General features: G+C 52.9%; 14 protein-coding genes. 10 read left to right on the top strand and 4 right to left on the bottom strand.

From position 1 onward, the window contains the following. Position 1: 1 nt before the first annotated feature. Positions 2 to 2,257 (bottom strand): Orn/Lys/Arg decarboxylase N-terminal domain-containing protein, encoded by a 2,256-nt coding sequence (locus ACK3CJ_RS13660; protein ID WP_409522772.1) that lies wholly within the window; start codon positions 2,255 to 2,257, stop codon positions 2 to 4. Between the two features lie 237 nt (positions 2,258 to 2,494). Between ACK3CJ_RS13660 and ACK3CJ_RS13655 the strand changes: the two genes are divergently transcribed. From ACK3CJ_RS13655 to ACK3CJ_RS13615, 9 genes are all read left to right on the top strand, one after another. After that, positions 2,495 to 4,015, top strand: coding sequence for a sensor histidine kinase (locus ACK3CJ_RS13655; protein ID WP_409522771.1), 1,521 nt, complete (start codon positions 2,495 to 2,497; stop codon positions 4,013 to 4,015). Continuing rightward, on the top strand, positions 4,012 to 6,249 hold the full coding sequence (locus tag ACK3CJ_RS13650; RefSeq protein ID WP_409522770.1) for a bifunctional diguanylate cyclase/phosphodiesterase: 2,238 nt from the start codon (positions 4,012 to 4,014) through the stop codon (positions 6,247 to 6,249). Before ACK3CJ_RS13655 ends, ACK3CJ_RS13650 begins: the two co-directional genes overlap by 4 nt. A gap of 152 nt (positions 6,250 to 6,401) precedes the next feature. Then, positions 6,402 to 7,916, top strand: a complete 1,515-nt coding sequence (locus ACK3CJ_RS13645; RefSeq protein WP_409522769.1) for a FecR domain-containing protein — start codon at positions 6,402 to 6,404, stop codon at positions 7,914 to 7,916. Then, positions 7,913 to 9,286, top strand: a complete 1,374-nt coding sequence (locus ACK3CJ_RS13640; RefSeq protein ID WP_409522768.1) for a tetratricopeptide repeat protein — start codon at positions 7,913 to 7,915, stop codon at positions 9,284 to 9,286. Before ACK3CJ_RS13645 ends, ACK3CJ_RS13640 begins: the two co-directional genes overlap by 4 nt. A 1-nt stretch (position 9,287) precedes the next feature. After that, positions 9,288 to 11,198: a CHASE2 domain-containing protein gene (locus ACK3CJ_RS13635; protein WP_409522767.1), complete on the top strand. Its 1,911-nt coding sequence runs from the start codon at positions 9,288 to 9,290 to the stop codon at positions 11,196 to 11,198. A gap of 13 nt (positions 11,199 to 11,211) precedes the next feature. Continuing rightward, complete coding sequence (locus ACK3CJ_RS13630; protein WP_409522766.1) at positions 11,212 to 11,436, top strand: hypothetical protein; 225 nt, start codon at positions 11,212 to 11,214, stop codon at positions 11,434 to 11,436. 285 nt (positions 11,437 to 11,721) lie between these two features. After that, positions 11,722 to 12,285 carry a TMEM165/GDT1 family protein gene (locus ACK3CJ_RS13625; protein WP_409522765.1) on the top strand — a complete coding sequence of 188 codons (564 nt, stop codon included), beginning with the start codon at positions 11,722 to 11,724 and terminating at the stop codon, positions 12,283 to 12,285. 36 nt (positions 12,286 to 12,321) lie between these two features. Next, on the top strand, positions 12,322 to 13,329 hold the full coding sequence (locus ACK3CJ_RS13620) for an efflux RND transporter periplasmic adaptor subunit (protein ID WP_409522764.1): 1,008 nt from the start codon (positions 12,322 to 12,324) through the stop codon (positions 13,327 to 13,329). Continuing rightward, the gene (locus ACK3CJ_RS13615) at positions 13,329 to 16,457 is read left to right on the top strand and encodes an efflux RND transporter permease subunit (protein WP_409522763.1); all 3,129 of its coding nucleotides are present in this window, start codon (positions 13,329 to 13,331) and stop codon (positions 16,455 to 16,457) included. Before ACK3CJ_RS13620 ends, ACK3CJ_RS13615 begins: the two co-directional genes overlap by 1 nt. Before the next feature lie 63 nt (positions 16,458 to 16,520). Here ACK3CJ_RS13615 and ACK3CJ_RS13610 read toward each other — a convergent pair whose 3' ends face one another. The 3 genes from ACK3CJ_RS13610 to ACK3CJ_RS13600 all read right to left on the bottom strand — a co-directional run bounded on the left by ACK3CJ_RS13610 (position 16,521) and on the right by ACK3CJ_RS13600 (position 19,230). Then, on the bottom strand, positions 16,521 to 17,291 hold the full coding sequence (locus ACK3CJ_RS13610) for a heme ABC transporter ATP-binding protein (protein WP_409522762.1): 771 nt from the start codon (positions 17,289 to 17,291) through the stop codon (positions 16,521 to 16,523). Between the two features lie 92 nt (positions 17,292 to 17,383). Next, on the bottom strand, positions 17,384 to 18,406 hold the full coding sequence (locus tag ACK3CJ_RS13605) for a FecCD family ABC transporter permease (protein ID WP_409522761.1): 1,023 nt from the start codon (positions 18,404 to 18,406) through the stop codon (positions 17,384 to 17,386). Further along, complete coding sequence (locus ACK3CJ_RS13600; RefSeq protein ID WP_409522760.1) at positions 18,403 to 19,230, bottom strand: heme/hemin ABC transporter substrate-binding protein; 828 nt, start codon at positions 19,228 to 19,230, stop codon at positions 18,403 to 18,405. The genes ACK3CJ_RS13605 and ACK3CJ_RS13600 overlap by 4 nt, the downstream gene beginning before the upstream one ends. A gap of 139 nt (positions 19,231 to 19,369) precedes the next feature. Between ACK3CJ_RS13600 and ACK3CJ_RS13595 the strand changes: the two genes are divergently transcribed. Continuing rightward, entirely contained in the window at positions 19,370 to 21,637 is a 2,268-nt protein-coding gene (locus tag ACK3CJ_RS13595) for a TonB-dependent hemoglobin/transferrin/lactoferrin family receptor (RefSeq protein WP_409522759.1), read from the top strand. The last annotated feature ends 26 nt before the right edge of the window (positions 21,638 to 21,663 follow it).

Genomic DNA, 21,663 nt, shown 5'->3' with positions numbered 1-21,663 from the left:
ATCAGACTTTGACGACATCCACGAAGTAGGCGTCTTTTCCGTCAATCTTTTCGCGCACCAATCCATGAACATCGGTTTCAAAGCCCGGGAACATGGCATTGAAATCACGCGCAAACATCAGGTAGCGAAGGATCGACTTGTTGAACCGCTCGCCAGGAACCAGTAGCGGAATACCCGGTGGGTAAGGCGTTACCAGCATGGCAGTCACTCTGCCCTCCAACTCGTCTATTGATACTCGTTCCACATCACGATGCGCCATGCGTGCCCAGGCATCAGCCGGCGTCATGGCAGGCTCGATCTCAGACAGATACATCTCGGTAGTGACGCGCGCAACATCATATTCTTTATAGACGTTGTGAATCTGGTTACACAGATCACGCAGCCCGATCCGCTCATAGGTCGGGTATTTACGGGCAAACTCCGGCATCACGCGCCACATCGGCTGGTTATGGTCATAGTCATCCTTGAACTGCTGCAACTCGGTCACCATTGAGTTCCAGCGACCTTTGGTGATGCCGATCGTAAACATGATGAAGAATGAGTAGAGTCCTGTCTTCTCAATGATGATGCCGTGTTCTGCAAGGTACTTGCTGACAATTGCTGCAGGAATACCCTGTTCGTCGAACTGACCGGCGAGATTCAGGCCCGGTGTGATAATAGTGGCTTTGATCGGGTCGAGCATGTTGAAGCCTGACTCTATTTCGCCGAAGCCGTGCCACTTGTCATCCGTGTGTATAACCCAGTCATCGCGATCGCCGATCCCTTCTTCGACGAGTTTATCGGGGCCCCAGACCTGGAACCACCAATCATTATCACCGAACTCCTGATCCACTTTACGCATGGCGCGACGGAAATCGAGTGCTTCCAGAATGGACTCTTCTACCAGCGCCTTGCCACCGGGAGGCTCCATCATCGCCGCAGCCACATCGCAGGAAGCAATAATGGCGTACTGAGGGCTGGTGGATGAGTGCATCAGATAGGACTCATTGAAGCGGTGTGTATCCAGTTTGCGCTTGGTGCCATCCTGCACCAGTATCTGTGAGGCCTGAGAAAGGCCGGCCAGCAGCTTGTGCGTTGACTGAGTGGCAAATACCAACGTATCTTCCGAACGTGGGCGATTCTCGCCGATCGCGTGCATATTGTGGTAGAAGGGGTGGAAGGTGGCATGGGGCAGCCAGGCTTCATCAAAATGCAGCGTATCGATACTGTCCCCGAGCATCGACTTGATGGTTTCCACGTTATAGAGAACGCCATCATAGGTACTTTGTGTGATGGTCAGGATACGTGGCTTTTTGTTCTTCGCCTTGCGGGCAAAGGGGTTCTGCTCAATCTTGCGGCGGATGGTTTCAGGATCGAACTCGGATTTGGGAATCGGTCCGATGATGCCGTAGTGGTTACGTGTCGGCATCAGGAAGACAGGTACTGCGCCAGTCATGATGATGGAGTGCAGTATCGACTTGTGGCAGTTACGGTCGACGATGACGATATCGCCAGGCGCCACGGTTGAGTGCCAGACCATCTTGTTGGAGGTGGATGTACCATTGGTGACGAAGAACAGATGATCGCAATTGAAAATGCGGGCGGCATTGGCCTCACTGGCTGATACGGGGCCGGTGTGATCGAGTAGCTGTCCCAGTTCGTCCACGGCATTGCAGACATCGGCACGCAGCAGGTTTTCACCAAAAAACTGGTGGAACATCTGCCCGACCGGACTCTTCAGAAATGCCACGCCACCGGAGTGTCCGGGGCAGTGCCAGGAGTAAGAGCTGTCACTGGCATAGGCCATCAGCGCCTGGAAGAAAGGCGGTGCAAGACAGTCAAGATATTTGCGTGCTTCGCGGATGATATGGCGTGCCACAAACTCAGGCGTATCCTCGAACATGTGGATGAACCCATGGAGTTCGCGCAGGATATCGTTCGGGATATGGCGCGATGTACGTGTTTCGCCATAAAGAAAAATTGGAATGTCGGCGTTGCGTTTACGCACTTCTGCTATGAAGTTTCTGACCGCTGTCAGGGCTATGCCGACATCTTCATCACTGCCACCGCCGAACTCTTCATCGTCGATTGACAGAATAAAACAGGATGCACGGCTGGCTTGCTGAGCAAAGGAGGTCAGATCGCCATAGCTGGTAAAGCCGACAACCTCCATCCCTTCGCTGCTGATCGCCTGGGCAAGGTCACGGATACCGGAACCTGAGATGTTTTCGGAGCGGAAATCTTCGTCAATGATGATGACGGGAAAACGAAATTTCATCAATGCTGCCTGTTGTCGGTGGTTGAGAAGTCATATTCACCAGTGAATGTTACAGGGATATTCTACAGGCAGAATTCTTAACAGGAAACGAATAGTCTCTGCTCCGAGCAAACAGAATCAACCCACTTTGGATGGGTGCCCGGAATCGCAGAGTGTTGACTCCTGACGCCATTAGTCTAACTTTGAAGCTAAGAATCTGTTTTTACTCTTTTGATTCATCAGTGGCGGAATATCTTCATGCATGAGCCTGTCAGGTTTTCACTGAGTGTCCGTTTCCTACTGCTGGTGCTGCCAGTACTTTTTGTCGCGTCATCTGTGTTTCTGGCAGTGCTGGCTTACAACGAGCTGAATAATGCTGAGCGCTTGAGTCGGCAGGTATCGCAGGATCAGGCTGCGCGTGTTGCATATCTGCTTGCAGAGCCTGTATGGCAGTTTTCCGATACGGTTTCTGTCACCCTGCTGGAGTCTGTGCTTGAAGACCCCCAGATCATCTGTATCGCGCTGGAGTATGAGCGCAGCACACGTACGCCGATTCGTATCGGCGACTGCTCCGAAGAAGCGATTGGCCAGACCGAGCTTTTCTGGTCACCGGTCAATTATACTCATCAAGGGAATCAACTACAGATAGGTAAGGTATATCTACATACCTTTGTGGACCACGGCTGGCATACCATCGCTAAGGAGGTTCTGCAGTTGGCCGGGCTTGTCATCATGCTGTTCCTCGCGCTGGCACTGACGACTGCACTGGCCTTTCGCTGGACCATTCTGCGCCCGTTGGATCGTGTGTTTGATTCGCTCAGGTATTATCAACGCACGGGGCAACGACAGCCCGTCGACTGGAGTACAACGGATGAGCTGGGACTGTTGATAACCGAATACAATGAGAGTTTGAAGCGTCAGGCAGAGTCGGAGCAGAGTGCTCACTCTGCCCGTGAAATGGCTGAGGATGCCCTGCAAAACCTGAAACAGGCGCAGGAGGGGCTGATTCAGGCCGAGAAAATGGCGTCGCTGGGGAGTCTGGTAGCGGGTATTGCACATGAGATCAACACACCTGTCGGTAACAGTGTCACGGTGGCGTCATCGCTGCATGAGAATACACGAGTGTTCCGCGAAGCCCTTGTGAATGGAACGCTAAAGCGCTCGAGCCTTGATCAGTATCTGGATAATGTCGATGAAGCCACTGGAATACTGGAGAGAAATCTTCATCGAGCCGTTGAGCAGGTCTCCAATTTCAAACAGGTTGCGGTTGATCAGACGAGCTCACAACGGCGTGTCTTTGATCTGAAAGAGGTGGTGGATGAGGTGATGTATACCTTGCGCCCGAGAATCAAACATACGCCACATAAAGTCACTGTTAAAATTCCCGCAGGCATACAGTTCGATAGTTTTCCCGGGCCGCTGGGACAGGTGGTAACCAATTGCTTTAACAACACGCTGCTGCATGGGTTTGAAGGGGTAGAGGCGGGTGAGATCGTTATTGATGCTGAGCTGTTGGGTGAGGGAAGGGTATGCTTGACCCTGACCGATAACGGTATTGGCATGAAGCCTGAACAACTGAAAAAGGCTTTTGATCCCTTCTATACCACCAAACTGGGAAAGGGCGGCTCAGGACTGGGTCTGCATCTTGTCTATAACATAGTGAGCGGCATTCTGGGTGGAAGTGTGCAGATGAGCAGTGAGTACGGTTCAGGTCTGACCGTCAAGCTTGAGTTGCCGACTTCTGCCCCGGACCAGGCAGATCCTAAAGGTGATGTATGAGCCATGACTCGAATGATGACAAAGATCTGGTATTGTTCACAGAGGAAGAGGCATCGTTATTTCCCACCGCAGTGGCGACCGAGTCGTTTTGGTCGGTGTTGGTGGTTGATGATGAAATCGGCGTACATGAGGCGACGCGCTATGCGTTGAAGGACTATCTGATTCTGGATAGACCTGTCCGCTTTTTCAGTGCGTATTCTGCTGATGAGGCTCGTAAAATGCTGCAGAGTCAGCCTCAGTTTGCCTGTATTTTGCTTGATGTGGTGATGGAGTCGGATGATGCTGGTCTCAATCTGGTCAGTTATATCCGTGAAACGCTTGAAGAGAGCAGCACCCGAATTATTCTGCGCACGGGTCAGCCAGGTTATGCGCCTGAACTTGAGGTGATCAGCAAGTATGATATCAACGATTACAAATGCAAAAGTGAGCTGACCCGCAGTCGCTTGATCACTACACTGACAGCAGCAATTCGTTCCTACCACCAGATCAAGACCATAGAAACCAATCGCCAGGGACTGAATCTGATTATTCAGAGCGCGTCAGGCCTGTTTCTAGAGCGTGCTGTGCATACCTTTGCCCGGGGGGTACTGATGCAATTGTGCAGCATGCTCAATATCGATGAGAATGGTTTCCTGTGCTGTCACGAAGATGCTCAGGATAATCAGGTCAAGGTGCTGGCAGGGCTCGGGCGTTATGCAGATCTGGTCGGCTCCACGGTAGAGGCACTCAACGATGAGAAGCTGCTGAAGGAGATCAGTCATGCGCTTGCCAGTCGAGAGAATATAATCGACGTTGATCATGTGATCTTTTATATGAGCTCTCCACATGGTGATGAGCTTGTGGTGCGTATCGAAACGCTGCGTCCGCTGAGTGATATGGATATCAAACTGGTGGAGCTGTTTTCTGTCAACATCTCAGTTGGATTTGATAATGCGCGGATGTTCGAACGAATTGAACGGCTGGCATTTGTCGATCATCTGACGGGATTACCTAACCGCACAGCCTTTGCTCAGATTCTGGGCCATTACATTAAAGGTAAAGCGCCGTTCATGCTGCTGATGGCCGATATTGATAATTTTCAGTCCATTAATGATGGGCTTGGCAGGGCAATCGGTGATCAGACACTGATGATGACAGGAGCTCGTCTGGAACAGTTTTTTGGTGAAGGGTGCGAACTGGCAAGAGTGTCGGCAGATACCTTCTGTTTCATTCTGACGGATATGAATATCAACAAGCTTGAGATTCATCTTCGAAAACTCAAAAAGTCGCTTGATCATGGTCTGACTATAGATAACTACGAAGTGCCAGTCAGCCTGACTCTGGGTATTGCTCTTTATCCGGATCATGGGAATGATGCAGAAACCCTGCTGCAGAATGCCAGCATTGCACTGAAAAATGCCAAGCGGAAACTCCGTGCAGGCTTCAGCGTATTCAATATCGAGTTTGAACGAGCGCTACAGCAGCGGCTGGAGATCGCCAGAGAGCTCCATCACTGTGTGACGCAGGGGGAGTTGCTGCTACATTTTCAGCCACAGGTTTCACTGATCAAGCGTGGGGTGATAGGCGCAGAAGCGCTTGTTCGCTGGCGTCGTCATGGTGGCGATCTGATGTCTCCGCTGTTGTTTATCCCGGCTGCAGAGAGCTCAGGTCATATTCTTGCCATAGGGGCCTGGGTAATGGAAGAGGCCTGTCGACAGCAACAGATCTGGGTGCATAGAACCGGTAAAGAGCTTGTCGTAGCTGTGAATGTGTCGATGAGACAGCTGGTGGACGTGGATTTTATCAGCATGATGGATGATGTTCTGAGACGCACGTCGATCAACCCGGGCATGCTGGAGCTTGAAGTCACCGAAACCGTCATGATGGAAAATTCTGAATCGGTTGGTGAGGTTCTGCTCCAGTTGCGAGATCGGGGGCTTCAGGTTGCGATAGATGACTTCGGCACCGGCTACTCATCATTGAGCTACCTTCAGCAGCTGACGGTTGATCGCCTTAAAATAGATCAATCTTTTGTTCGTGGTCTCGCTCATCGGGTTGAGGATCAAGTGATTGCGGCGTTGATCATCAAGATGGGGCATCTTCTGAATATCAAGGTGATAGCAGAGGGCGTAGAGACTCAGGAGCAGCAGAACGAACTGCTTAAACTCGGGTGTGATGATGCTCAGGGCTATCTGTACGCGAAGCCGATGGAGTCGCATCTTCTGATGGATTTTATTAGTGGCTATGGCAAGTGATTAATTATTGACTCACTTTATATCAGGTCTATATTGAAAAGGGTGTTCGAAGCGCAAGTCAGGCAGTTGGCGCAACGTGCAGAAGAAGATTAGCCTGTCCATTACAGGGATAAAGATGGCAAGGTGGTTGTCTCAGTCAGGAGATACTTCACATGCAACGACTAATATGTCAGTTTATTTTCCTGTATCTGTTGTTTTTTACCCAACTTGCTATCGCCTCAGTCGGTAATATTTCTTTGCTTTATGGAGATGCTTCGATACTGCGAGACAGGGTTGCCATCGAAGCCACCACCGGGAGCCCGCTTAATGAACGTGACACTTTAGTCACGGCTCAGGGGGCTCGCGCCCAGATCAGCCTCAATGATGGCACGGTTATTTCGCTGGGTGGTAATGCTGAGTTCCGCGTTGATGAGTTCGTCAATACCGAACTGGATACTGCACTGACACTTAATATCGCCCAAGGGACTTTCAAGGCGATTTCGGGACGTATTGCGCGTCAGTCGCCAGAACGCTTTCGACTGAACACCCGAACAGCGACTGTCGGTATCCGTGGCACCATTATTGTCGGTAAGGTTACACCGGATTTTGAGTTGTTTGTGACGATTCGAGGGCAGATATTTGTTATTGAAAATCTGACTGGTGCCCAGGTGGATGTGCCTGCCGGGCAGTTCACTCGGGTCGTACAGGGCTTCCCACCCACGCAGCCTGAAGATCTGACTCAGGGCATTGCCAACGAGTTGGCAACTGATGTTGATCAACCACCACCTGCAGCCTCACAATTGTCTGGAGTCATTCGGGCCAGCGGTGCTGGGCTGCAAGCCAGTTCTGATACTGAAGGTGGTGTACAGGCGTCAGAGAGCGGTGTCATGTCCATGTCAGTGGGGCAGCCAGCTCAGTTGATGAGCATGACTGCGAATCCGGCATTGGCTGATCAGGCATTGGCGGAGCAAAGCACCGATCAGCAGTCTGAGACGCTACCAGGTGGCAGCGATGATTCGCCTTTGGCGCCATCAGAACCTGAACCAGGGTCTGGGCCTTTGCCTGGTGATGATGATCTAACACCGGTTGAGCCACCTGAACTGACTCAGGAAGAGTTGTTGGAGAAGTATCTTGTTTTCCGTTACAGCTACTACAGCTCTGCATTCCAGAATGTGTCGTTCTATCCTCCCGTCACTGAACTGCCAGGCCCGGATGATAATTATTCTGTCTGGGATTATTGGGTTGGTGGAACCTGGGTGGCTGGGCCAAAAACAGAGGATACACTCAGTCACATCAACAACCTGATTGGATCCCAGGCTGTGTACACCTATAACGGTCAGGCAATTGGCCATGTATATCAAGGATTTAGCGATCCAGTCTACACGATACCACTGGATAGTTTCAATAATACCCAGATCACCTTTGACTTCGGAACTGGCGTACACAGCGGCACTATGCAGTTTCTCAGTAGTGGTGCCGGGGGATTCTGGAATGTTCTGCTCAGTGGGGGTACTGTTTTCCCCAGTGCGAATTTTACCTTTGGACTGTATGACAGTACGTTTAATGTACCCGGTACCATGTCAGGTACCTTTTTTGGCCCCGACGCCGAGTCTATCGGTGCATTCTTTAACCTGCTTGACTCGGCCAACCAGATTCAGGCGCTGGGCGTGATAAGGGCAGAACGATGAACAGACAACTGGCAAAAATAGGAACAACGTTGCTGTTATGTGGGGCTCCACTGTTCGTCCCGATGATGTCGCTGGCGCAGGAATTAAGTCCCACTCAGCAGCAAGCTGCGATGACGCAGTCGTTTGATCAGGCGATGGAGGCATTTGTCGCAGCTGATTACGCTCTGGCATTTGAACGTTTCGCTGCACTGCAGACCCGGTTGCCGGACAACCTCAGTGTAAACTTCTATCTGGCGCGCAGTGCTATAGCGTTGAAACGCTATGATGAGGCATTGATGTCATTGGATCGTGTGCTGATTATCGATCCGGATCACGTCGCCGGTCGGCTGGAGATGGCACGCCTGTACTATGAACTGCATCAATACAGTATGGCTTCCACCGAGCTGGAACACGCGCTCAGCCTTGATATGCCGGATGATATACGCGCTGATGCAGAAGGGTTTGGAGAGTTGCTTACTGCACGTCAGAGTCGTCACCATCTCACCACCACCCTGATGGTCGGCCTTGGCTATGACAGTAATGCGAGTAATGATATAGGTGGCTCCAACAGCTTCGAGTTGCCTGGCTTTGGAAACATCGGAATCAGTGGTCGAGACAAGATAGCGGATTACGGTCTGACCCAGGCTCTGAGGCTGGATCATACCTATGACTTCGGCCTGCGTGGTGGCTGGTATCTGGAGAACCGCTTTCTGGTGATGAATCGCAACAATAAGAAGGAGTCAGCAAACGATCTGTTCTATCTGTCGGGCCAGATTGCGCCGACCTACTATGCAGATCAGTATAAAGTCAGCTTTCCTTTCCATCTGGATGAGATACTGCTCGATTACAGTCACTATCTGACAAGCACCGGTCCCTCTGTACGCTATGACTACCGGTTGTCACCCTCACTGCAGTTATCTGCCACCTATCTGATCAGTCATCTGTCCTATGCGACTGACAGCCGTCCAAGAAATGCCTGGAGTCATAAGGGCGTGATCGGTGTACAGAAGAACCTGACGGAGCAGGAGATGCTGATATCAGCGAGCCTGGGCTATGAAGACCGTCGCCAGCGCTCCTCCAGCCGATACTTCTCAGACCCGGCGTCACTGACTGAGTGGTCACTGAGCGCGGAGCTGAGTAAGTCACTGTCTGACAAACTGCGAGGCAGTGTCGGATACAGTTGGCGGCAAACCGATTATGACGAGACCAATTTGCTGTTTGCCAATCGGCGCTCAGACAGGGTCAATCGGATAGATATGTCACTCATCTACGCGTTGGATAAACAATCTGCCGTCAGTCTGACCTTGACTCATGCCGATCATTCGTCCAATCAGAGGCCCTACAGCTTTGACAAGTCGACCGCAGCACTGAACTACATCATCCGATTCTGATATGCGCAGAATCTGGTTGCAGTTTTTGTTGGCCATGTCGATGCTGATTATGAGCTTGTCACTTTACCTGTCATCACCGCCGTTGCTGCAGACATTTGAACTGCGGCTGGTGGATCAGATGTTGGTGTTTCGCGGGGAGCAGCCGGTTGATCCGGATATTGTCATTGTCGATATTGATGAGCGTAGTCTGCATCAGTTAGGGCAGTGGCCATGGTCACGCGATCTTGTGGCTGAGTTGCTGGATCAGTTGACGCTATCGGGTATCGGCATGATCGGGCTTGATGTGGTGTTTGCAGAACCTGATAGAAGCTCACCTCGGCGCATACTGGCAGCGCTGGGAATGGAAGTAGGTAATGCGCCAGATTTTGATGAGCAACTGATTCAGACTATTGTGAACACTCCGACAGTTTCCGGATATGTATTTGCAATGGAGCCTGATGGCTTGCCGCCTGGCTTATCACCGGAACCGCCTCCGATGATCGTTGAGTATCGCAAACCGCCCGATAGTCTGCTGATGAAGCCGTATCGGACAATTCTGAGCATTCAGCAGCACCAGGAGCCGACACTCTTCAGCGGTTATATCAATACACTTCCTGATATAGATGGCACCATTCGTCACCTTCCTCTGGTGATGGAGTACGAGCAGATGATCTATCCTGCACTGGCATTGGAAATGGCGCGCCTGGCTCTGGGTAAGGCGCGCATCATGATCAGTTACGATGGGCCACTGGTTGAGGGTATCAGCCTGGATGACTATCACCTGTCAACAGATATGCACGGGCGCCTGCGTATCAATTTTCGGGGGGCTGCCCGTCACTACCCCTATCTGTCAGCGGTAGATCTGCTGGAAGGTCGGGTGCCTGACTCCGCGCTAGAGGGCAAAATGGCTCTGATCGGGACATCTGCAGCAGGCTTGCTTGATCTTCGCAGCACGCCACTGGATTCTGTTTATCCCGGTGTCGAGGTTCATGCTACGGTGCTTGATAACCTGCTCAATGGTGATTTTCTGGTCACACCAGCCTGGGCAACTGGTGCAGACATTGTGTTGCTGGTGGTTCTGGCAGCGCTGATGTGGGGCTTCCTGATTCTGCCTGGCTCAGCCGCTGGCAGTCTGCTGTCGTTGATTCTATTGATCGGGGTGGCGTTGTTTCACTATTACCTGATTGTGTTTCAGGGACTTGTCCTCAATCTATTATTGCCACTGGCTATGATTGCTGCTCTCTTCTTGTTGGGGAGTGTGTTGAACTTCGTGCTGGAACAGCGACAGAAAGAAAAAATTATTCGTCGCTTTGAACGTAAAGTCTCTCATGATGTTGTCGAGCAATTGTTACGCAGTGATGCATTGATTCTTGAGGGGACAGAGCAGGAGGTGACGGTTTTTTTCAGCGACATACGAGGATTTACGGCTCTGTCGGAGAAAATAGGCTCAGCAAAGGCGCTTATACTGCTCTTGAACCGTTACATGACGCCCATGACCGGCATTATCACAGCGCATAAGGGTACCGTGGACAAGTTCATCGGGGATGCCATTATGGCCTACTGGAATGCGCCTTTGCCTGATCAAAAACATGCGGATCAAGCGCTCCAGGCGGCCATTGAACAGATCATGGCGCTGGAAGAGTTGAATCAGGCGTTTCAGTCAGAAGGACTGCCTTGCTTACAGATCGGCATCGGCCTGAACACAGGGCTGGCGGTGGTGGGTGAAATGGGATCTGCGGACCGCTCAGACTACACCTGTATCGGAGATGAGGTGAATCTGGCCTCTCGCACTGAAGGACTGTGTAAGTTATTCGGAGCGAATATCGTGCTGACGGATTCAACCCGACAAGCACTGCTGCAGCCGGATCTTTATCGGTTGCGCTGTCTGGGTCAGAGCAGTCAAGGGACGGGAGCAACCGGTTGTCGTCTATGAGTGCATCGGATACGTGGAGCAGGAGTGGGTAAACTTTGACTTAGCAGCTCAACAATGCCTGGATTCTGCGTTATCACTGTTTCAACAAGCACGTTTTGCTGAGGCCGCTATCCTTTTCAAACGCTTACTGGAGCAGGAGCCGCAGCAGCTGTATCGCTTTTATCTGGACTACTGTATTGGTTGTCAAAAGCACCCGGAGCAGGATTTTGATGGTACCCTGCGTCTGACTTCAAAATAAGCCAGTCAGTCGATTTCGATAGGCGCTCCAGTCCACTGTTCGCTGGCGTACCCAGTGCTATGACTTTAATAATTTTTTCTGCTACTATTCGGTCGATCTTGGGGGAGTAATCTTCCTGTCTGCTCTAAAGGGCAGACACTGAGCGACTGTCAACATACTTGAGCCTCATTGCTCATGGCAGTAGCGTCCCGACTGTGGGATTGATGAGACCTGAGACACAACATGCCGCCTTGGTGGGCCGGTATGCTGTGTCTTTGGTTTTTTATGCCCACCCGGATAGCTCAAATGGATGCCTTCATCTCCTCAACGCTGGTTGTTGCCATCGCCGAAATTGGCGACAAGACACAGCTTCTGACTCTTTTTCTTGCTGCTCGCTATGCCCGGCGCAGTGCCATTATTCTGGGTATTCTGGTGGCCACGCTGCTTAATCATGGCTTATCTGCCTGGTTGGGGGCCTGGGCGGTGCAATGGTTACCACCTCAGTTGTTACCCTGGTTGCTGGGTGGCAGCTTCATTGCTGTGGGGCTCTGGGTACTGGTGCCAGACAAGGATGAGGGAGCAGATACGCGGGTGCTGACCTACGGTGCATTTACCGCCACCTGCATACTTTTTTTCCTGGCCGAGATCGGTGACAAGACACAAGTGGCGACTGTCATTATGGCGGCACGTTTCGAAGATGCCGTGCTTTGGGTGATAGCTGGTTCCACGCTGGGAATGATGTTGGCCAACGTGCCGGTTGCTTATGCCGGCAGTTGGTTGATGCAACGCATCTCGCTGACCTGGATTCGCTGGGTGGCGTGCATACTGTTCGTCCTGATGGGTCTCATGAGCATAATGGTTTATAAATAGTGGCCTACTGATAATAAGTTCTACTGGAGTCTGAAGATGACATGGAGAATGGCTTTTGCCCTTTTGGCACTGTTCGGGTTCGCCCAGAAAACGGTCGCTGCCGACCCCTGGAGTGCTCGAATCACGGTAGCAACCGTTGAGTCGGTCAGTGAACGACTGGTTCAGCAGTTTGCGGCCGAAGTTGTCAGCCTGAATCATACATTTCTCGCCAGCGAACTGGCTGCCCGCATCGAACAGATCCAGGTAAGACCCGGCGAAACGGTAGAGCAGGGGCAGTTGCTGGTCAGGCTGGATTGCCGGGACACCCAGGCGCAGCAGGCACTTCTGCAGGCGAGATTACGTGATATTGACGCTGGACTGAAACGCGCAGAGCGACAGGCGGAACGCTTACAGGGTCTACAGTCGCGCCAGCTTACAGATACCTCTTCACTTGAAGATGCACAAACTGATGTAGAACGTTCCCGCGCTCAGATTGAAGGGGTTCGTGTCGAGCTGGCGCTGGCCGAACGGCAGATTGAACGCTGTGAAATCCATGCTCCCTTCAAGGCGACGGTGTTGCAGCAACTGACTGGCGAGGGGCAGTGGGTCAGCCCCGGTACGCCGTTGCTTGAGCTGGTGCAGATCAGCCCTGCCGAGATAGAAGTACAGCTACCGGCGAGTCTGTTTCTGCACAACGGTAACCAGTGGCAGGTTGAGTTCAGCGCGACAGGCATCAGCGCCCAACCGGTATCATTGATTCGGCAGTCCATGATGCAGGACCCGCGCAGTCGGACCGTGAAGACCTGGTTCACAGCACCGGAAAACGCACGCATCGGCATGATCGGTCAACTGACGATTGATCACGGCGTGGAATATATCCCGGCCAACCTGATTCTGCGAAGAGAGGGGGAGCTGGGGGTCTTTCTGATTGAGTCTGACTGGCCGGAGTTTTTCCCACTGGTGGGTGCGCAGGAAGGTCGGCCCTTTCCGGCTCCCCCTGAATGGGCACAGCGTGAGATCGTGATATCTGGTCATCATCGCCTGCCTCTGCAGAAGGAGGAGTGATGCTTCGTCGTTTCCTCAGTAATACGGTTTTCACCAATCTGGTGTTTGTGCTGGTCCTGTTGATCGGATTGATGTCTTACAATCTGATGCCCAGGCAGAAAGATCCGACCATCAATTTCAACTGGATCGTGATCATGACCTTCCTGCCGGGGGCCAGCGCGGAAGATATCGAGATGCGTGTGACGCAGCCACTGGAAGATGCGCTGCGCAAGCTTAACGATGTCAACTTCGTGGCCAGTACCTCACGTGTCGGCATGTCCAATGTGTTGGTGCGTTTTCGCGATCTGGATGAGCGTACCTTCGATAAACGTGTGAATGACCTGCGCCGTGAAATACAAAACAAACGCAATGAGTTGCCACCGGATATCATTGAACCGACCATCATCGAGATCACCAGCGCGAATGCCTTTCCGACAGCCACCATTGTTGTGCAGGGCCAGGCGGATGATGAGATGCTGCGGAGTCATGCCTTCCAGATCAAGCGCGAGCTTGAACGGATACGCGGAGTGGATCGTGCCGACAGCGTTGGGATGAATGATCCTGAGGTACAGGTGCAGCTGGATTTTGATCTGCTGGCCGGGCTTGGACTATCGCCAACACTGGTGGCAGATATGATAGCGATGCAGTGGCGCGATCAGGCGGCCGGTAAGCTGACCGTTGCGAGTGAACAGTGGTTGGTGCGGCATATAGGGCAGTCACCGGACCCGGATCAACTGGCGCGCATGGTGCTGCCTCACAGCAGTGGTGAGCTGCTGCTGGAAGAGGTGGCACGTATTCAGCGCAGCCGGCAGGATGCCACCCAGCGCGTGTTGTTTGAAGATAAACCAGCAGTCATGTTTGCCGTGATGAAGGATGCGAATTCCAATACGCTCGTACTGGTTGAGGAGCTTGAGGCTTTTGTAGAGGATTATAACCAGCGCAATGAAGAGCAGGGAATCCGGGTGGTACTGGCTGATGATCAGACCGAATCGACCCGTCGAGCGATAGACACAATGCAGACTAACGCCTTACAGGGCCTGGTCTTCGTTCTGTTGGTCAGTTGGCTGTTTCTCGGCTGGCGCATCGGTTTGCTTGTGGCAATGGCGATCCCCTTCTCGCTGACCGGTGTGTTTATCGTTCTGAACCTTACCGGTGAAACACTCAACCTCACGGTGCTGCTTGGCGTTATCATTGCACTGGGTATGCTGGTGGATGTCGCGGTGGTTATGGTGGAAGCGATGCATCAGCGCCTTCATCAGGGGATGACGACGATCGAAGCCGCGATTACCGCGATGCAGGAGGTAGGCTGGCCGATATTGGCGGCTGTCCTGACCACTATGGCAGCTTTCCTGCCTCTGATGCTGCTACCCGGTATCCTGGGCGACTTCATGCGTATTGTTCCGATGGTCGTGACCATCGCACTGGTGTTCAGTCTGGTGCAGGCGTTCTGGATGCTGCCGTCACAAAGTCACTTCCTGAATATTCAACACAGCTCAGTTGCATCCATTCACTCCCGCCGTGAACATACTCTGCGACGGATGCGTAACCTATATGGTCGTATTCTTGTACGCAGTTTCCGTCACCCCTGGGTAACGCTGCTGGTACTGATAAGCGCCTTTGCTTCGGCAGTCTGGCTGGTGGCCACTGAGCGCATTGCGACTAATTTCTTTGCTGCGGATACCTTGCAGGTGTTCTATGTCAATGTGGATATGCCAGCAGGCACCACGCTGGACAATACACTGTACAAAACGCAGCAGGTGGAGGCCCTGACACGTGCTTGGCTGAAGCCGGATGAGGTACGCTCGCTGGTACCCTATGCCGGTCAGATGTTTACCGAAACGGAACCCCTGATCGGTGAATCCTATGGTCAGATTTTTGTCAGCCTGACTCCAAGGCACAATAACGGACGCAACGCGGATGAGATCATCGATGGGCTGCGTGATCATCTGTTGGCACAGGCGCCGGTGCCGGCCACTGTCAGTCTGCTGAAACTGGCAGACGGACCACCCAGCTCAATGCCGATCAGTATTAAGGTCAGAGGGGATGACTATGAGGAGATCAAGGCCGCTATCGATGATCTGACACGGGTACTGGAAGCGATTCCAGGTGTCACCGATATCACCAATGATGCGGCGCCGGGTAGTCAGCAACTGATCACCCACCTGAACATGCCTGCGATCGCCCGTGCAGGGCTGGATGCCGGCAGCGTCATGCGCACATTGCGCATTCTGACAGATGGTGAAGTGGTAGCGCAGATGAGTGATCGTGGAGAGCAGGTTGATCTGCGCATCCGCAGTCAGGTGCAGGAAACGGATGATATTCAACGCTGGCTGGATACGCAGATCGCGACACCTGCCGGGCAGCGCGTACCGCTCAGCGAACTCCTGGATATGGAAGTGCAGACGGGGTATGCAAGCCTTCGCCACTACAACTTCAGCCGCTCGATTACGCTGGAGGCTGATCTGGATCGTAGTGTGATCGATACCCTGCAAGCCAACCAGCAGGTGATGGATGCCTGGGAAACACTGGCGGACTCTCATCCTGGAATCTCGCTGGATTTTTCCGGTGAGCTGGATGATATTCAGGAGTCGCTGGATGCGATGGTGATCCTGTTTGTGCTGGGTGTCGGCCTCATGTATCTGATACTGGGGGCGCAGTTCCGCAGCTACTTCCAGCCACTGATTATCCTGCTGACCATTCCAATGGCGTTCACCGGTGTGGCCTATGGGCTCTGGTTCAGCAAGAACCCCTTGAGCCTGTATACCCTGTATGGCCTGATTGCGCTGTCGGGTATTGCGGTGAACTCTGCCATCGTGCTGATGGCGGCTGCCAACAGTCGACGCGAAGCCGGGATGAGCGTTCAGCATGCGATAGTTTATGCAGCGCGTCGTCGACTGGTGCCGATCATCATCACTGCAGCCACTACCATGGCAGGGCTGATGGGGCTGGCGGTGGGGCTGGGCGGTAAATCGTTGATCTTCGGGCCGGTAGCCACGGCGATTGTCTGGGGGATCAGTGTTTCAACCCTGTTGACACTTTTTACGATTCCGCTGATCTATAAAATGACAGCCAGGCGTCGCGTAGAGACGAGTAACCACAAGTCGGAAGGCCAGGAGTCTGGTAACCCGGTATCCAGTCATTCTGAATAAGTAACAGGCCGGTTCACGTGAAATGATCCGGCCTGTTACTTGCTGCGAGCTGGCAATCAGGCATCAGATGATGACTGGATGGTCCAGATCAGCAATGTTCAGGCGTCTTGCCTCATAGTGATAGAGCGCACGAATGGGTTCTACACCGAGCACTTTGTCAGGTGTACCATCCGCGATCAAGCGGCCATCCTGCAGCAGAAGGATACGATCAGCGTAACGTGCAGCCAGATTCAAGTCGTGCAGTACAAGGATGACTGCATAGGCAGATTCGTGCGCCAGTTTACGGCTCAGGGCTAGTACTTGATGCTGATGCCCCAGATCCAGCGCAGAGGTGGGTTCATCCAGTAACAGCAGGCGCTCGGTATTACCTTCCCCCAGTTGAGCCAGGACTCGGGCAAAATGCACGCGCTGTTTCTCACCGCCGGATAGCTGAGGAAACAGACGGTCACGCAGATGCCAGACATCCAACTTACGCATCGCCAGCTCCACTTCCAACTCATTTTCTTCAGTGCTGCATTTGTGGGGTATTCGGCCCAGCATGACAATTTCTCTGGCCCTGAAAGGGAAGAGGACAGCCGTCTGTTGAGGTAGCACGCCCACCAGACTGGCCAGTTTCATCTTATCCCAGCATTCTCGGGGTTGGCCGAAAAGGGAGATCGGAAGGGAGTGATGATTGAGATCGCCACTGATCGCCTTGAGCAAAGTACTTTTGCCGGCACCATTAGGACCCAGAATGGCAATCACCTCACCGCAGGAGGCTTTGAACGAGATGTTCGACAGCAGATGTCTACCGTCCACTGACACACTCAGATCATTGATCTCAACAGCAATCATAGCTGCATTCTCAGCAGCACTCTCAGCAGCACTCTCAGTAGGGCTCTCAGTAGGGCTCTTAGTAGAGCTACCAACAGCAACCCCAGCAGTAGTCATAGCAATCCCGCTCCTTTTCTCTGTTTCAGCAGTAATCCAATAAAGAAGGGCGCCCCTATCAGCGCGGTAATGATACCTACCGGCATCTCGGCAGGAGCGGCAAGTGTGCGCGCCAGCATATCGGCCATCAGCAGTAACCATGCACCGACAATGGCGGACAGAGGCAGCAGTGTTCTATGATCCGGGCCTGTCAGCAGGCGCACCAGATGAGGCACCACCAGACCGATAAAACCGATAATACCAACAGCGGATACACTGACTCCCACCGTGATGGTCGAGAGCAGTAGTAGCTGACGCTTGAGGGGGTTAACTTCAATGCCGAGATGACCCGCTTCAGATTCGCCCAGTGCCAGAGCGTTGAGGTGACTAGCCTTGCAATACAAGAGTATTGAGCAGATCACACTGACACTGCAGACGATCATCACCAGCGTATGGTTGGTCTGGGCCAGTGAGCCCATCTGCCATAGAGCCAGATCACGAAGTGCCTGATCATCAGCCAGATAGTTCATTAAGCCGAGCAGACTGCCCGACAGGGCCGTGATGGCGACGCCCGCCAGCAATAGAATGCTGACAGAGGTACCCCAAGGGGTCTTTGCCAGTTGGTAGACGATCAGGGCGGCAGCCAGTGCGCCCAGAAAAGCCATGAAAGAGGTCAACCCCAGGCTGAACCATTGCGGTAGTGATAAGGTCAATGGCGTTAGCAGCACGAGGGCGATGGCAGCACCGACAGCGGCACCACTCGACACGCCAATAATGCCGGGATCTGCCAGAGGGTTACGGAATAGCCCCTGCATTACGGCCCCGGAGACAGCCAGTGATGCTCCCACGGCCAGGCAGAGCAGGGTTCGCGGCAGTCGGATATGGGTCAATACCAAGGCTTCAGTATGATCCAGTGGGGTCAGGCCCAGCAGCTGTTTCCAGTTGAGGGCGATAGGGCCGGTCAGAATCGAATAGAGGCTGGTCAGTACCAGCGTCAACATGATGAGAAGCAGCAGGTTGTTGGCACGTATCTGCATCATGACGAATACCAGAGTGAGTGCAGTCTCAGCGCTTCGGCCAGCGTCTTGAGACCAAATCCACCGTTCAGACTGGTGCTGTCAATGGTCAGAATCTGCCCCTGTCTGGCATGAGGCATGCTTCTGAGCAGTGGGTAACGCTGCAGCAGACTGTCCATATTCTGTTCTGAGCCAAGTCGTCTCTCTCCAATCAGGATGATATCCGGCTGCATCTGAATGACCCCTTCAAGGGTGACTGGTCGATATCCCTCCACCTGTAGTGCCGCAGGATTCAAGCCGCCTGCGGTAGTGATCAGGCTGTCTGCCAGTGTATTTCTGCCACCGATCTGCATATTGCGCTCATCTGCCATGAGCAGAAATATCACACTCTTGGGAGTGGAAATCGGTCTGTTCAGAACGGCTTCCTGCTGATCGATCTCGTGCAGAATCCTTTCGGCTTCCTGCGGTCGCTGAAGCCTGTTGGCAAGCTGTAGAAGGTTATCTTTCAGGCCTGCAACATCCAGAGCTTGCGGCATCAGTAGTGTTGAGATGCCAGCTGCTTGCAGAATTTCGATCGTTTGAGGTGGGCCTGCTTCGGATGATCCCACCAGAAGGTCTGGCGTAAGAGACAGGATCCCTTCTGAACTGAGCTGTCGATGGTAACCCAGCCTGCTGATACGGCTTTCATCGTTCACCTGGCTGACGCTGTCTACGGCTACCAGTTCTGATTCCACGCCAAGAGCAATAATCAGTTCGGTAATGGTGCTGCCGGCACTGACAATTCTCATTTCTGACAGGGCTGGTAGTGACAGACACAGAAGGCATCCAAAAAGAATCAATCGAGTCATGATGACATTATCCGCATAGCTATGGGTTGATCTGTTATCCATATGCTAGTAATAATGATAATGATTTGCAATAGTCTGTTTTTTTGTTATGTTGTGCAGCTGTTGTGTTATTCATCATCGATTTCAAAGAGGGGTTGGCATGGCGTTTATCGAGCCAGATAGTATGTCTTTTAGGGAGTTGGGTGGGAGTGTCTTTCCGCTGAGCCTGCTTGCGACTGCCTTGATGTCAGCGACGGCAATTGCTGCTGACGCCACGGATGAGGGGTATCGTATCGCCCCCATCACAGTCACGGCCACACGCTCGGGTCAAACGACGGAAGAGGTTTCCGCTTCGGTATCTGTTATTGAGGCCGAGCAGATTGAACGGCAGCAGATAAACGACCTGCGTGATCTGTTGCGTTATGAACCCGGAGTTAATACGGGTGGTGGAGGAAGCCGATTCGGGCTCGATGGCATCACTATCCGCGGCATTGGTGGTAACCGTGTTCTGACCCAGGTGGATGGTTTACCAATAGCCGAGGCGTTCAGTTTCGGACCTTTTCTGGATGCGCGGCGTAACTATGTCGATACCGATGCACTGAAGCAGGTTGAAGTTATACGTGGACCTGCCTCATCACTGCATGGTGCGAATGCATTGGGTGGTGTTGTTGCTTTTGTGACCAAGGATGCAGCGGACTATCTTGATCAGGGTGATGGTGTCGCAGGCAGGCTAAAAGCAGGCTATGACTCAAAGGATAAGGGCGCTACCCTCAGCGGAACGATTGCTGGTCGGCAGGATAACCTGGATGGTCTGCTCCATCTGAGCCAGCGTCGATATAACGAAACACGCAGTTATGGCAGGCATCGGGCTGATGGTGCAGCGCGCACACATGCCGACCCGGTTGATGCTACCACTCAGAGCGCCCTGGCCAAGCTGGGGTGGGAGCCTGATGAGAATCAGCGCCTGCAACTGACTCTGGAGCGCTTTCGTGATGATCTGGATACCGAAGTGCGCCACCTCTATAACACGACGACTGGCCGTCCACCGGCATTGGTGCACAGGCAGTCCTATGATGCCGATGATCGGCAGCAACGTGACAAGGTCAGCCTGGATTACTGGGTTCAATCGGATAATGCCGCGTTTGATGAGATCCGCACACGACTGGCCTGGCAGGAGAGCCAGTCGGATCAGCATACGATTGAGCGACGCCTGACTAATGGACAAATGGAACATCAGATCCGGGATTCCAACTATCGGGAGGAGGTGGTTGATCTCGGTGTACAGCTGGATAAGTCATGGCAGTCCGGTCAGGTGGATCACCATATGACCTATGGTATGGACCTGCGTCGACTGGAAAGCCATAACCTGCGCCGGGGCGTTAATCGTAATCTGACAACAGGTCAGGAGACGGCGTTGTTGCCGACAAGCGATTTTCCTGACCCGGTAGCAGATACCCTCGGCCTCTATATCCAGAACGAAATGACTATCGGAAACCTGACACTGCTGCCCGGTTTACGCTATGACCGGCATCGTATCAAACCCTCTGTGTCGGATGCCTATCTGAACAGTGGTGCAACGGATATGAATCCGCCCGACTACAGCGCCTCTCGTGTGACGCCAAGACTGGGGGTTCGCTATCAATTGCAGCCGGGAGTGCTGTTGTTCGCGCAATATGCAGAAGGATTCCGTGCCCCTCCGGTGACGGATATGTATGGCGAATTTGTTAATGCCGGACATGGCTATCAGACGTTAGCTAATCCAAATCTCAAGGAGGAGACCAGTCGTGGTTTTGAAATCGGCACACGCTTAGATAATCGCTATGGTCGAATTGAGCTGACGGCATTTCATAATCAGTACAAGGGCTTTATTGAGCAGCAACGAGTGCCGACACCTGGCGGTGGTGCACTGATGAGCTTCCAGTCGATCAACCTGGATCGTGTTGTGATCAAAGGGGCTGAAGTCAGTGGTCGTGCCTATCTGGATGAAATAGGCGTTGGTCCTCTGGGTAGTCATGCTGGCTTCAGTCTGGCGTATGCTCATGGCCAGGATAGAGGTGGTAACAAACCGCTGAATTCGATTGAACCGCTGACGGCGATCTTCAACCTTGGGTATGAAGATCCTTCTCAGCGCTGGGGCACCGATCTGTATTGGACGCTGGTCGGAGCTAAGAAACGCATTGATCAGACAGAAGCTCAAGACGCGCGTCTGAACAGCTTTCCGGCACCTGCTGGTTACGGCCTTGTGGATCTGAGCGGCTGGTATCGGTTCGGGGCGGGTGTGGAACTCAGTGCAGGGCTCTATAATCTGACTGATAAGCGCTACTGGCGTTGGAATGATGTCAGGGGCGTCAGTGCCACGGATCCGGGGCTTGAGCGTTATTCAGCCTCCGGCCGTACTCTGGCGGTCAATCTGAACTGGTATTTCTGAGTGGCTGGAGAGATCGGGAGATCATA

It is taken from the genome of Nitrincola salilacus, from assembly GCF_046271865.1.
Classification (GTDB): domain Bacteria; phylum Pseudomonadota; class Gammaproteobacteria; order Pseudomonadales; family Balneatricaceae; genus Nitrincola; species Nitrincola salilacus.
This window is presented reverse-complemented; position numbering and strand designations above follow the sequence as displayed.

What these genes read in the sequence shown, in the direction of transcription:
- ACK3CJ_RS13660 (WP_409522772.1), bottom strand. Translation starts at nt 2,257, where the DNA reads ATGAAATTTCGTTTTCCCGTCATCATCATTGACGAAGATTTCCGCTCC.
- ACK3CJ_RS13655 (WP_409522771.1), top strand. Translation starts at nt 2,495, where the DNA reads ATGCATGAGCCTGTCAGGTTTTCACTGAGTGTCCGTTTCCTACTGCTG.
- ACK3CJ_RS13650 (WP_409522770.1), top strand. Translation starts at nt 4,012, where the DNA reads ATGAGCCATGACTCGAATGATGACAAAGATCTGGTATTGTTCACAGAG.
- ACK3CJ_RS13645 (WP_409522769.1), top strand. Translation starts at nt 6,402, where the DNA reads ATGCAACGACTAATATGTCAGTTTATTTTCCTGTATCTGTTGTTTTTT.
- ACK3CJ_RS13640 (WP_409522768.1), top strand. Translation starts at nt 7,913, where the DNA reads ATGAACAGACAACTGGCAAAAATAGGAACAACGTTGCTGTTATGTGGG.
- ACK3CJ_RS13635 (WP_409522767.1), top strand. Translation starts at nt 9,288, where the DNA reads ATGCGCAGAATCTGGTTGCAGTTTTTGTTGGCCATGTCGATGCTGATT.
- ACK3CJ_RS13625 (WP_409522765.1), top strand. Translation starts at nt 11,722, where the DNA reads ATGGATGCCTTCATCTCCTCAACGCTGGTTGTTGCCATCGCCGAAATT.
- ACK3CJ_RS13620 (WP_409522764.1), top strand. Translation starts at nt 12,322, where the DNA reads ATGACATGGAGAATGGCTTTTGCCCTTTTGGCACTGTTCGGGTTCGCC.
- ACK3CJ_RS13615 (WP_409522763.1), top strand. Translation starts at nt 13,329, where the DNA reads ATGCTTCGTCGTTTCCTCAGTAATACGGTTTTCACCAATCTGGTGTTT.
- ACK3CJ_RS13610 (WP_409522762.1), bottom strand. Translation starts at nt 17,291, where the DNA reads ATGATTGCTGTTGAGATCAATGATCTGAGTGTGTCAGTGGACGGTAGA.
- ACK3CJ_RS13605 (WP_409522761.1), bottom strand. Translation starts at nt 18,406, where the DNA reads ATGATGCAGATACGTGCCAACAACCTGCTGCTTCTCATCATGTTGACG.
- ACK3CJ_RS13600 (WP_409522760.1), bottom strand. Translation starts at nt 19,230, where the DNA reads ATGACTCGATTGATTCTTTTTGGATGCCTTCTGTGTCTGTCACTACCA.
- ACK3CJ_RS13595 (WP_409522759.1), top strand. Translation starts at nt 19,370, where the DNA reads ATGGCGTTTATCGAGCCAGATAGTATGTCTTTTAGGGAGTTGGGTGGG.